This is a genomic window from Lawsonibacter sp. (genome assembly GCF_022777125.1).
Taxonomy (GTDB): Bacteria; Bacillota; Clostridia; order Oscillospirales; family Oscillospiraceae; genus Lawsonibacter_A; species Lawsonibacter_A hominis.
The window spans coordinates 1-11,819 of the sequence record NZ_JALFGV010000138.1; the positions used below are offsets into that span (position 1 = coordinate 1).

The 11,819-nt window shown below is 62.5% G+C and carries 11 protein-coding genes and 1 pseudogene; 6 read left to right on the top strand and 6 right to left on the bottom strand.

The genetic code is table 11. From position 1 onward, the window contains the following. Window positions 1–206: 206 nt before the first annotated feature. The 6 genes from MR825_RS11140 to mobA form a co-directional block, all read right to left on the bottom strand. The gene (locus MR825_RS11140; RefSeq protein ID WP_186906336.1) at window positions 207–398 is read right to left on the bottom strand and encodes a hypothetical protein; all 192 of its coding nucleotides are present in this window, start codon (window positions 396–398) and stop codon (window positions 207–209) included. Between the two features lie 76 nt (window positions 399–474). Next, window positions 475–813: a hypothetical protein gene (locus tag MR825_RS11145; protein ID WP_287880764.1), complete on the bottom strand. Its 339-nt coding sequence runs from the start codon at window positions 811–813 to the stop codon at window positions 475–477. Between the two features lie 69 nt (window positions 814–882). After that, window positions 883–1,668 carry an amino acid ABC transporter ATP-binding protein gene (locus tag MR825_RS11150; RefSeq protein ID WP_186906337.1) on the bottom strand — a complete coding sequence of 262 codons (786 nt, stop codon included), beginning with the start codon at window positions 1,666–1,668 and terminating at the stop codon, window positions 883–885. Window positions 1,669–1,680: 12 nt separating this feature from the next. Beyond that, window positions 1,681–2,319 (bottom strand): amino acid ABC transporter permease, encoded by a 639-nt coding sequence (locus MR825_RS11155; protein ID WP_186906338.1) that lies wholly within the window; start codon window positions 2,317–2,319, stop codon window positions 1,681–1,683. 84 nt (window positions 2,320–2,403) lie between these two features. Further along, complete coding sequence (locus MR825_RS11160; RefSeq protein WP_287880767.1) at window positions 2,404–3,255, bottom strand: transporter substrate-binding domain-containing protein; 852 nt, start codon at window positions 3,253–3,255, stop codon at window positions 2,404–2,406. A gap of 95 nt (window positions 3,256–3,350) precedes the next feature. Continuing rightward, window positions 3,351–3,950, bottom strand: a complete 600-nt coding sequence (gene mobA / locus MR825_RS11165; protein WP_186906340.1) for a molybdenum cofactor guanylyltransferase — start codon at window positions 3,948–3,950, stop codon at window positions 3,351–3,353. A 164-nt stretch (window positions 3,951–4,114) separates the two neighbouring features. Between mobA and MR825_RS11170 the strand changes: the two genes are divergently transcribed. From MR825_RS11170 to MR825_RS11195, 6 genes and pseudogenes are all read left to right on the top strand, one after another. Then, complete coding sequence (locus MR825_RS11170; protein WP_287880769.1) at window positions 4,115–5,245, top strand: D-alanyl-D-alanine carboxypeptidase family protein; 1,131 nt, start codon at window positions 4,115–4,117, stop codon at window positions 5,243–5,245. A 301-nt stretch (window positions 5,246–5,546) separates the two neighbouring features. Then, window positions 5,547–7,538, top strand: coding sequence for a 1,4-alpha-glucan branching protein GlgB (glgB, locus tag MR825_RS11175; RefSeq protein ID WP_186906342.1), 1,992 nt, complete (start codon window positions 5,547–5,549; stop codon window positions 7,536–7,538). 30 nt (window positions 7,539–7,568) lie between these two features. Further along, window positions 7,569–8,777, top strand: coding sequence for a glucose-1-phosphate adenylyltransferase (locus tag MR825_RS11180; protein WP_186906343.1), 1,209 nt, complete (start codon window positions 7,569–7,571; stop codon window positions 8,775–8,777). Beyond that, window positions 8,774–9,889, top strand: a complete 1,116-nt coding sequence (gene glgD, locus MR825_RS11185) for a glucose-1-phosphate adenylyltransferase subunit GlgD (protein ID WP_186906344.1) — start codon at window positions 8,774–8,776, stop codon at window positions 9,887–9,889. The genes MR825_RS11180 and glgD overlap by 4 nt, the downstream gene beginning before the upstream one ends. 77 nt (window positions 9,890–9,966) lie before the next feature. Beyond that, the gene (gene glgA, locus MR825_RS11190) at window positions 9,967–11,403 is read left to right on the top strand and encodes a glycogen synthase GlgA (RefSeq protein WP_186906345.1); all 1,437 of its coding nucleotides are present in this window, start codon (window positions 9,967–9,969) and stop codon (window positions 11,401–11,403) included. A 116-nt stretch (window positions 11,404–11,519) separates the two neighbouring features. Then, window positions 11,520–11,819, top strand: a pseudogene (locus MR825_RS11195) (glycogen/starch/alpha-glucan phosphorylase); the annotation flags it as partial.

The window sequence follows — 11,819 nt, forward strand, 5'->3', positions numbered from 1 at the left end:
CAGAAAAGTCGCCCTGTCCGTCATGAGAGGTGTCATTTCCGACGCACGTGTCGCCGGAAATGACGGAGCTTCCTTTCCTTCCATCGTCTGCGGACGGCTCAACTCTGCCAGGCTCTTCTCCAGGAGGGTTTTTCGACAGCCTGATCCAAATCTCCGGTACAGCAGGGGTTGTGCCTGCGCCGGGCCGGACCGCCCCGGACGGCCCCCTATACGTACTCGTAATCGGAGAACTTGGTCTCGCCCTGCTTGATGTCCTTGGTCTCGCCCACAAATTTGCCCATCACATGGCAGTCCGGGCAGGCACCGTAGTCCGGGTCGGACATCAGGTCGATGGGATAGCGGTATTTCTTGCCGCATTCCGGGCACTCATAAAAAAAGAAATAATCTCCCCAGGTCATTTTGCACATCCTCCATCGCGTTGCGTTTGCGTTCGTTTTATTCCAAGCCCTGCCGCAGCACAGCCGGCCTCCGGGATCAGGCGGTCCCTTCCGCCTGACCGGCCAAGCGGGCCCGCTCGGCCCGGACCGCATCCCGGCGGCGGATGCTCTCCTCCAGCCCGGGCCGGGGCCGTTGGCCGATCGCGTCCCGCCAGCCGGTCAGCCACCGGCGCAGCTCCTCCAGCCCCTCGTCGCTGAGCGGGAAGGTCCGCGTCTCCTCCACCCGGCTGTCCTCATAGCGCCAGGGCCCTTCCCACACCTCGGCGGCCAGGCCTTCCTCCCGGGGCGTCACCCGGTAGCGCAGCGCGCCGGCGCTGGCTGTCCAGAAGTTTTCATTTTGAAAATGGGAGAGCACAGGCAGAAAAAAGTCTTCCATGATTCCTACTCCTTCTCGCGGCCGCAGCCACAAATGCGGTAGGTATCATACCACATTTTTCACCGTTTTTCAATTCTGGGAAAAACGGGTCAAAAATTGCCGCGTACGCTCCTGCTGCGGGTGGACGATGACCTGCTCCGGTGTCCCCTGCTCCACGATCACGCCGCCGTCCATGAAGATCACCTGATCGGCCACGTCCCGCGCGAACGCCATCTCATGGGTGACGATGATCATTGTGGTGTTCTGTTCCGCCAGGGAGCGGATGACCTTGAGCACCTCGCCGGTCAGTTCCGGGTCCAGCGCGGAGGTGGGTTCGTCAAAGCAGAGGATATCCGGGCTCAGCGCCAGGGCCCGGGCAATGGCCACCCGCTGCTGCTGGCCGCCGGAGAGCTGGTGGGGATAGTGCCCGGCCCGGTCGCTCAGGCCCATCTGCTCCAGCAGCGCCTTCCCCTGCTCCTCGATCTGGCGGAGGATGCGCTTCTGATCCCGCTTATAGTCCGCCCGCTCCTTTGCCAGCAGCCGTCCGGCCAGAGTCACGTTTTCCAGCGCGGTGTACTGGGGGAAGAGGTGGAAGGACTGGAATACCATGCCGAAGTGCAGGCGCTTGCGGCGCACCTCCGCCTCCCGCTGGGTGGCGGGGTCCGCCGCGTCAAAGAGGGTCTCCCCCCGCACGGCGAGGCTCCCGCGGTCGGGCCGCTCCAAAAAGTTCAGGCAGCGCAGCAGGGTGGTTTTGCCCGAGCCGGAGGAGCCGATGATGGCCAGGGCCTGCCCCTCCTCCAGCGAGAAGCTGATATCCTCCAGCACCCGGGTGGCGCCGAAATGCTTTTCGATGTGACGTACCTCCAATACCGACATCGTGACGCCTCCTTACTTGAAGTAATCCAGCTTTTTCTCCACCCAGCCGAACAACAGGGTGAGAATGCCGTTGACCGCCAGATAGAACACCGCGGTATAAAACAGGGGCCAGATCATGCCCTTCTTGATGAAGGACTCTCCCATCCAGATGATCTCATACACGGAGATGATGCGCACCAGGGCGGTGTCCTTCACCAGGGTGATAAACTCGTTGGACATGGGCGGAACGATACGCTTGACGACCTGGAGCAGCGTGATCTTGAAGAAGATCTGGCTGCGGGTCATGCCCAGCACCTGTCCCGCCTCGTATTGCCCCCGGGGCACCGCCTGGATGCCCCCGCGGTAGATCTCGGAAAAATAGCAGGCGTAATTGATGACAAAGGACGCCAGCGCCGCCGTGAACCGGGGCAGCAGCGGCAGGCCGAAGAGCAGGCCGGGGCCGTAAAAGATCACCAGGATCTGGAGCATCAGCGGCGTGCCCCGGATGATCCAGACCACCGTCTTCACGAAGCCCCGCAGGGGCGCGAAGCGGCTCATGGAGCCAAAGCTGATGATCAGGCCCAGGGGCAGGGCGAAGACCAGCGTCAGGACAAACAGCTCCAGGGTGGTGACAAGTCCCTCCAGCAGGGTGAGCGTAACGGTCGTAAGCATGGCGATTCCCTCTCTTAAACCGGGGAAAGGCAGAGAGCCGGACGGCTCTCTGCCTGTTTCCTCTCCCGAAGAATGATGAACCTCTTACTTTTCGATGATGGACTCCTGAACGCCGTAAGCCGTGGCGGTCTCCAGAACGGTACCGGCGTCGCAGGCTTCCTTCCAGAAGGCGTTGAAGGCGTCCGTCAGGTCGGAGCCCTTGCGGAACGCCACGCCGTACTCCTCGCTGTTGAGCTGCACGGTATAGGTCAGCTCGGGGTAGCTGGTGCCCTCGCCGATCATGGCGCCCGCCATCAGAAGGTCGATGACGCAGGCGTCGGAGGCGCCGGAAGCCACCTCCAGCAGGGCGTCGGCCTGGGTCTGCTTGGCCACGTAGCTCAGGCCCAGCGCATCCAGCTGCTCGGCGCCGGCGGAGCCGTTCTCCACCGCAAAGTTCAGGCCGGACAGGCTCTCCACGCTCTGGTAGTCCTCCGCCTTGTCCGCGGGGAGCACCACCACCTGGCCGTTGTTGCAGTAAGGCTCGGAGGTGGACGCGCCGCTCTTGACTTCGTCAGTGAGGGTCATGCCGTTCCACACGCAGTCGATGCCCTTGGCCTCCAGCTCCATGAGCTTGTTGTCCCAGTTGATCTCCAGAAATTCCACTTCCACGCCCAGGTCGGCGGCAAAAGCCTTGGCCATATCGGCGTCAAAACCGATCCACGCGCCGCTCTCGTCCTTATAATCCATGGGGGCGAAATCGGTCATGCCGACCACCAGGGTCCCCTTATCCTGAACATAGGCCACATCGCTCCCGGCGGCGGGGGTCTCCGGAGCGGCGGTCTCCGGGGCCGCGGTCTCCGGAGCGGGGGTGGACGCGGTGCCGGCGCCGCCCGAGCAGGCGGCCAGGGAAACGGTCAGGCCCAGAGCCAGGGCCAGCGCAAGCAGTCTCTTTTTCATTCTTGGTTCCTCCAAACAGCGCCGCAGCGCGTTAATACTTTCGTATATTACCACACTAAAGCAATTGTGTAAAGAGGAAATTTGAATTTTTCCCTTCAGCCTTCGGCTTCCTCCGCCGCGGCGCGGGCCGCCGCATAGTCCTCCGGGCGGTTCACATTGAGCAGGATGCGTTCCAGATCGAAGCCGGGCAGTTCGGCCTCGTCCACCGTCCGGCAGTCCACCCGCTCCAGCATGCCGCGAAAGGCGCGCCGCCCTTCCTCCAGGCAGGCGGATGCCGCGCCCAGACAGCCCCGGCCATAGACCGCGAACAGCGGCTCCAGCGCGCCGCCGGCGCGGCGGATGCAGCAGGCGTCGGCCGTTCCCCGCAGCTGCTCCAGCCGCCGGGCCAGCGCCGCGTCTCCAAACGGCAGGTCCACGGCGGTCAGGAAAATCGCCTCCGCCCCCGTCTGCAGAAAAGCGGCCTCCAGCCCGGCCAGCGGTCCCTGGCGTCCGGGGCGGCGGTCGCAGACCTCCTCCGCCCCGGCCGGATCGAAGCGCCCCGGCCGGTCCACGGATACGCACACGCGTCCGAACGCCCCCCGGTACCGCTCCACCAGCCGCTCCAGAAACGTCTCCCCGCCCAGCCGCAGAGCGCACTTGTCCCGCCCCATCCGGCTGGACCGTCCTCCGGTCAGGATCACCGCCACGGTTTCCATCCTCCGTCCCCCTCGCTGCGCCGCAGATGCGGGCAAAATGTTTTTTTCCAGCATACCAGAAAATTTTTCCCGGTGCAAAACTTTCTCAGCGCTGCATAGAAGTCCCTTTGATTCCACATCCTTTGACTACAGAGAAATCAACAAGTCTGGAGGAGCGCATACCGATGAAAAAAATAGCTGCGGCCCTGCTGGCCGCCTCTCTTTTGATCCTCCCCGCCCACGCCGCCGGCGCGAACCCGGTGGATGCCGCCGCCGCCGTCCTGATGGAAAAGGAGACGGGGACCATCCTCTTTGAACAAAACGCCCACGACAAGCTGGAGCCCGCCAGCGTCACCAAGATTATGACCCTCCTGCTGGTGATGGAGGCGGTGGACAGCGGCCGTCTGGCTGCGGAGGACCTGGTCACGGTTTCCGCCCGGGCGGCTTCCATGGGCGGCTCCCAGGTGTATCTGAAGGAAAACGAGCAGATGACGGTACACGACCTGCTCAAGGCGGTGGCGGTCGCCTCGGGCAACGACGCCTCCGTGGCCCTGGCCGAACACCTGGCCGGCAGCGAGGATGCTTTCGTGGCGCAAATGAATCAGCGCGCCGCCGAGCTGGGCATGGCGGATACCTGCTTTCTCAACTGCACCGGCCTGCCCGCGCCGGGCCACCTGACCAGCGCCCACGACATCGCCCTCATGAGCCGGGAGCTGATCTTGAACCACCCCCGCATCCGGGATTACACCACCATCTGGATGGATTCCCTGCGGGACGGGCAGTTCCAGCTGGCCAACACCAACAAGCTCATCCGCTTCTATGAGGGGGCCACCGGCCTCAAGACCGGCTTTACCGACGCGGCGGGCTACTGCATGTCCGCAACGGCGGAGCGGGACGGTATGGAACTGATCGCCGTCATCCTCAAATCTTCCACCCGGGATATCCGCAATGAGGCGGCCAAGAGTCTGCTCAGCTACGGCTTTGCCAACTACACCCTCATGGACGTATATCCCGGCCAGGCCCTGCCGCCCATCGACGTGCTGCTGGGCGAGCGTGAACAGGTACAGCCGGTGCTCGCCCAGTCCAGCCGTATCCTGGTCGACAAATCCCAGGTCAATGCGGTGACCACCCAGGTCAGCCTCTGCGAAGATGTGGAGGCCCCCGTGGAGGCGGGGCAGAAGCTGGGCGAGATGGCGGTCTCCATCGGCGGGGAGCCGCTTCAGACCATCCCCATCGTTGCCGGAGAGGCGGTGGAGCGCATCACCATCCCCGGCATCTTCTCCCGTCTGCTGCGCAATCTGTTCATGGCAGGCTGACCCTGTTTCAAATTGACCTTGCCGCTGCGGCGGCCAACCTCTGCCAGGCTTTTTCGACAAGTGGGGGCCGGAGCGGATCTTCCGCTCCGGCCTCTTCGGCGTTCTGGACAAGGGCCTACTTTCTTCCTGACGGAATTTTTACATACACTACCGTATCCTATCCTTGACTATATTCGCAACAGGTTGTATAATTTATACAAACAGTCCCACCACATCCGGGGCTTCTTTATTACCAATGACAACAAGGTCCTCCTGACTTTTTCTTGTTTTTGGTAACTTTTACCACGAGGAGAGGATTCCTATGGCTTTTGCAGCAAATACGGCCCCTGGACCGGCGCCGCTGGAGGCATTTCTGGCCGGACAGGCCGTCCGGGCTCAGGATTATCTGGGTGCCCATCCCGCCGAGCTGGACGGCCAGCCGGGCTATGTGTTCCGGGTCTGGGCCCCCCGCGCCAAGGCCGTGTGCGTCATGGGTGCGTTCAACGCCTGGAACGAGACCGACCAGCCGCTCTCACCCGTGGGCGGCGGCGTTTGGGAGGGCTTTGTGCCCGGCCTGGAGCGCTATGACACCTATAAATTTGCCGTCCACACCGCCGACGGCCGGGTTCTGGCCAAGGCCGACCCCTACGCCTTTCACGCCGAGACCCGCCCCGGCAACGCCTCCAAGCTCTACGATCTGTCCGGCTATGTATGGGGCGACGAGCTCTGGATGAAATACCGCCGGGAGCACCCCGTCTACCACAATCCGCTGAACATCTACGAGGTCCATCTGGGCTCCTGGCGGCGCACCGGAGCGGGCGAGTTTCTCTCCTACCGCACCATCGCCGAGTACCTGGTCCCCTACGTCAAGGAGATGGGCTTCACCCATGTGGAGCTGATGCCCATCACCGAGCACCCGCTGGATATGTCCTGGGGCTATCAGTGTACCGGTTATTTCGCGGCCACCAGCCGGTTCGGCACGCCCCACGACCTGATGTGGCTCATCGACCAGCTCCATCAGGCGGGCGTAGGCGTCATTCTGGACTGGGTGCCCGCCCATTTCCCGAAGGATGCGTTCGGCCTGTATGAATTCGACGGCACATGCTGCTACGAGTACGCCGATCCCCGCAAGGGGGAACACGCCGACTGGGGCACACGGGTATTTGACTACGGCAGGAACGAGGTGCGCTCCTTCCTTTACTCCTCCGCCCTGTTCTGGCTGGAGCAGTACCACATCGACGGCCTGCGGGTCGACGCGGTGGCCTCCATGCTTTACCTGGATTACGGACGGCAGGACGGACAGTGGGCGCCCAATATCCACGGCGGACACGAAAATCTGGAGGCGGTGGAATTTCTCCAGCAGCTCAACGGCCACGTATTCCTGGACCATCCGGATGTGCTGATGATCGCCGAGGAGTCCACCGCCTGGCCCCTGGTGTCCCATCCGGTGGACCAGGGCGGGCTGGGGTTCAACCTGAAATGGAACATGGGCTGGATGAACGACATTCTCCACTATATCAAGCTGGACCCCTATTTCCGGCAGTTCAACCACAAGGATATTACATTTTCTTTGATGTACGCCTTTTCCGAAAACTTTGTGCTCCCCCTGTCCCACGACGAGGTGGTCCACATGAAGGGTTCCCTGCTGGGCAAAATGCCGGGGGACGACGCGCAGAAATACGCCGGTGTGCGGGCCTTCTATACCTACATGCTCGCTCATCCGGGCAAAAAGCTGCTGATGATGGGCTGCGAGTTCGGCCAGTGGAACGAGTGGCACTACGAGCAGTCCCTGGATTGGCACCTGCTGGAGCAGCACGACGAGACCGGCGACGGCGACCGTCACCGCGCCCTCCAGGCCTTCTTCCGGGCGGCCAACGCCTTCTATCTGGCCCATAAGGAGCTGTGGGAACTGGATTTCTCCTGGGAGGGCTTCCAGTGGATCTGCGCCGACGACAACCAGGGCAACTGCGCCGCCTTTGTGCGCCGCGACAAGAAGGGCGGCTGCCTGCTGGTGTGCTGCAACTTCTCCCCCGTCCACCGCAGGGGCTACCGTCTGGGGCTTCCCTTCCCGGGCCGGTATGAGTGCGTACTCAATACCGACCGCCCGGAGTTCGGCGGTACCGGTCTGGGGGATACCGCGCCGGTCAAAAGCGAATATGTGCCCTGCCATGGGCAGGAGCAGTCCATGGAGATCGACCTGCCGCCCATGTCCGCGGTGATCTACCGCTGCGTCAAGAAATTCCCGCCCCGGCGGACCCGCGCGGCCGGCCCGGCGCAGAAAAAGAGCGCCGGCAGCGCCCCGGCCACCCCCTGATCTTCCCCACTTCCAACCTGAGGTGATCGTATGAAAAAAGAGTGTGTCGCCATGCTGCTGGCAGGCGGGCAGGGCAGCCGCCTGCACGCCCTGACCAGCCATGTGGCAAAGCCCGCCGTCCCCTTCGGGGGCAAGTACCGCATCATCGATTTCCCCTTGTCCAACTGCATCAACTCCGGCATCGACACCGTGGGCGTGCTCACCCAGTACCGCCCGCTGGAGCTCAACAGCTACATCGGCAACGGCCAGCCCTGGGACCTGGACCGGTCCGATGGCGGCGTGCACATCCTGCCCCCCTACATGCGGGAGGGCGAAAAGGGCACCTGGTACAAGGGCACCGCCAACGCCATCTATCAGAACCTGGGCTTTATCGAGCTGTATGACCCGGAATACGTGCTGATCCTCTCGGGGGACCACGTCTATAAGATGGACTATTCCCAGATGCTCCGCCGCCATAAGGAGACAGGGGCGGCCTGCACCATCTCGGTGCTGGAGGTCTCGCTGGAGGAGGCCACCCGCTTCGGCATCCTGAACGTGGACGAGAACGACAACATCTATGAGTTCGAGGAAAAGCCCCGGCACCCCAAAAGCAACCTGGCCTCCATGGGCATCTACATCTTTACCTGGAGCAAGCTGCGGGAATACCTGATCGCCGACGAGGCGGATGAAAAGAGCAGCAACGACTTCGGCAAAAATATCATTCCCGCCATGCTGGGCGCCGGGGAAGCGATGACGGTCTACCGCTTCTCAGGCTACTGGAAGGACGTGGGCACCATCGACTCCCTGTGGGACGCCAATATGGATATGCTCTCCACGGAAACCAGCATCGACCTGTACGACCAGGAGTGGCCCATTTACGCCCGGACCCCCACCAAGCCTCCCCACTTTATGGGGGAGCATGCCGTAGCGGAGCATTCCATGGTCACCGGCGGCTGCGAGGTATACGGCCGGGTGGAAAACTCCGTGCTCTTCCACTCGGTCATCGTGGAGAAGGGCGCCGTGGTGCGCTACTCCATCCTCATGCCGGGCACCATCGTCAAGGCGGGCGCCGTGGTGGAGTATGCCATCCTCGCGGAGAACGCGGCCATCTGTGAAAATGCCCACGTGGGCGCCTCCCCCGACGGCAGCGACAGCTGGGGAGTAGCCGTGGTGGCCCAGAACCTCCGGGTGGGGGAAGGGGCCGTGGTGCCCCCCAAGGCCATGATCACCCGGAATGTGAAAGGGGGCGGCGCGAAATGATGAACCAGCTGCACGGCATCATCTTCGCCTATCTCTCCAATCCCGACCTGCGGGAGCTGACCCAGCACCGCAACACCTGCTCCATCCCCTACGGCGGCCGGTACCGCATCATCGATTTTATGCTCTCCAATCTGGTCAATGCGGGCATCGACGACGTGGGCCTGATCGTACACACCAATTATCAGTCCCTGCTGGACCATGTGGGCTCCGGCAAGGATTGGGACCTCTCCCGCAAACACGGCGGCCTGCGCATCCTCCCCCCCTTCGGCTATGCCAACAAACGGGAGGGGATCTACCGGGGCAGGATGGACGCGCTGGCAGGCGTGCGCTCCTACCTTCAAAACATCCGCCAGGATTATGTGGTCCTGGCCGGGGGCGACCTGGCGGTCAACCTGCCCATCACCGACATCTTTGAGCAGCATCTGAAATGCGGCGCCGACATCACCGCCGTATGCACCCGCCAGCCCAAGGGCGACCCCAAGTGCTGCGATTACTTCACCATCGGCGCCAGCGGCCGGGTGAGCGACGTGGCCGTCCATCCCGCCCTTCCCCAGGGCTGCGAATCCCTGGAGGTCTACATCCTCTCCAAGTCTCTGCTGCTCTCGCTGGTGGATCACTGCGCGGCCCATAACATCCCCTCCTTCAGCACCGGCGTGCTCCAGCCCATGGTGGACGCTCTGAAGATCTTCCCCTACGTCTTTGACGGCTACGCTGCCCGGCTCCAGTCGGTGGCGGGGTATTTTGCCCGCAGCATGGAGCTGCTCGATCCCCAGGTCCGCCGCCAGCTCTTCGTGCCGGAGCGCCCGGTGAAGACCAAGGACCAGTCCAATCCCTCCACCTATTACGGCCCAGGCGCTCATGCGGTCAACTCCCTGGTGGCCGACGGCTGCATCATTGAGGGCGAGGTGGAAAATTCCATCCTGTTCCGGGGCGTGCGGGTGGAAAAGGGGGCCAGGGTCTCCGGCTGCGTGCTCTTCCAGGGCACGGCCATCCAGGCCGGCGCGGTGCTGAAATACGCCATTACCGACAAGAATGTACGGGTAAATCCAGGCCGCATGCTGATGGGCCACAGCACCTATCCGCTGGCTATCGCGAAGAACGAGATCGTCTAAACGCCGCGTGCGGATTTCGCCCCATGCGCTGCGGCGCCCCGCCGCTCCCGTTCCATCTTTCTTTGAAGGAGTAAGCTATGAACATTCTGTTTGCCACCTCTGAATGCGCGCCCTTTATCAAGACCGGCGGGCTGGCCGACGTGGCCGGATCCCTGCCCAAGGCGCTGGCCAAGGAGGGCCATGACGTGCGGGTCATCCTCCCCCTCTACGAGGGCATCGGGGAGGACTGGCGCAGCCAGATGACCTTCCTGCAGTGTTTCCACATCACCCTGGCCTGGCGCACCCCCTACTGCGGCGTCTTTGAATTGAAGCGGGACGGCGTCACCTACTGGTTTGTGGACAACGAATACTACTTCAAGCGCTCCAGCATCTACGGCCACTATGACGACGGCGAGCGTTTCGCCTACTTTTCCCGGGCCGTCGTGGAGAGCGTCGGACATTTGGATTGGCATCCCGACGTGCTCCACTGCAACGACTGGGAGACGGCGCTGGTGCCCATCTACCTGCTGGAGGAGCGCCACCGCATTCCCCAGCTCTACGACACCAAAAGCGTGTTTACCATCCACAACATCGAGTACCAGGGCCGCTATGGCAGCCAGACCCTTCAGGACCTGTTCGGCCTGAACGCCGGATATTTCAACGAGCATATGCTGGAGTATCACGGGGATGTGAATCTGATGAAGGGGGCCATCTACGCCGCCGACTATGTCACCACCGTCTCCCCCACCTATGCCGAGGAACTCCAGTACGACTTCTACGCCCACGGCCTGGCAGGGGTGCTGGCCAATAACCGCCACAAGCTGCGGGGCATCCTCAACGGTATCGACACCGAAGGGTACGACCCCTGGCGGGACAAGGGGCTGACCAAGTTCTTTTCCGCCCGGCAGATGCAGGGCAAGAAAAACTGCAAGGCCGCCCTTCAGCAGATGTCCGGCCTGCGGGAGGCGCCCGATACCCCCATCGTCGCCTGTATCTCCCGTCTGGTCAAGCATAAGGGCTTCGATCTGGTCACCGCCGCCATCCATGACATCATGGCCATGGACGTGCAGATGATCGTGCTGGGTACCGGGGATTGGAACTACGAGGAGTCCTTCCGCCAGGCGCAGGCCCAGTATCCCGGCCGGTTTGCCGCCCATATGATGTACTCCCCCAATCTGTCCACCGCCATTTACGGCGGCGCAGACCTGTTTCTGATGCCCTCCATCTCGGAGCCCTGCGGCCTTTCTCAGATGATCGCCATGCGCTACGGCACCATCCCCGTGGTGCGGGAGACCGGCGGCCTGAAGGATTCCGTCGTTCCCTACAACCAGTTCACCGGGGAGGGCAACGGCTTCTCCTTCGCCAACATCAACGTTCAGGAGATGACCGGCGTGCTGGGCGCGGCCGTGGGGCTGTACCACACGGACAAAAAGGCCTGGAAAGGCCTGATGAAAAACGCCATGACGACCGACTTCTCCTGGGGCCGCTCCGCCGGGGATTATCTTGAGATCTACGGCTGGCTGACCGGCAAATGAGCCCCGCTTGACAAAAAATTAACACTGTGATAAAATGACCGCTCCGCAGGTGGGGTTAGGCCCGCCTGCGGAGCGAACTGTGTCTGCTTCCATCCAATTCCTTAATTGTTAAGGAGATGTCTGCATTGCATACGTACAGCAAGAAAGAATTGATGAACCTCATCACCGGCAAGCTGCGCCGCAATTTCGGCCGGGATGTGGAAGAGGCCACCAGCCTGCATATGTTCAAGGCCTGCGCCCTGGTGCTGCGGGACATCATCAACGAGCGGCAGCTGGCGACCGAGGACAGGGTATCCACCGAGCATCTGCGCCAGGTGCACTACCTCTCCCTGGAATTTCTGATGGGCCGCTCCCTGATGAAAAACGCCTATAACCTGGGGCTGCTGGCGCCCTTGACGGCAGCCATCGAGGCTCTG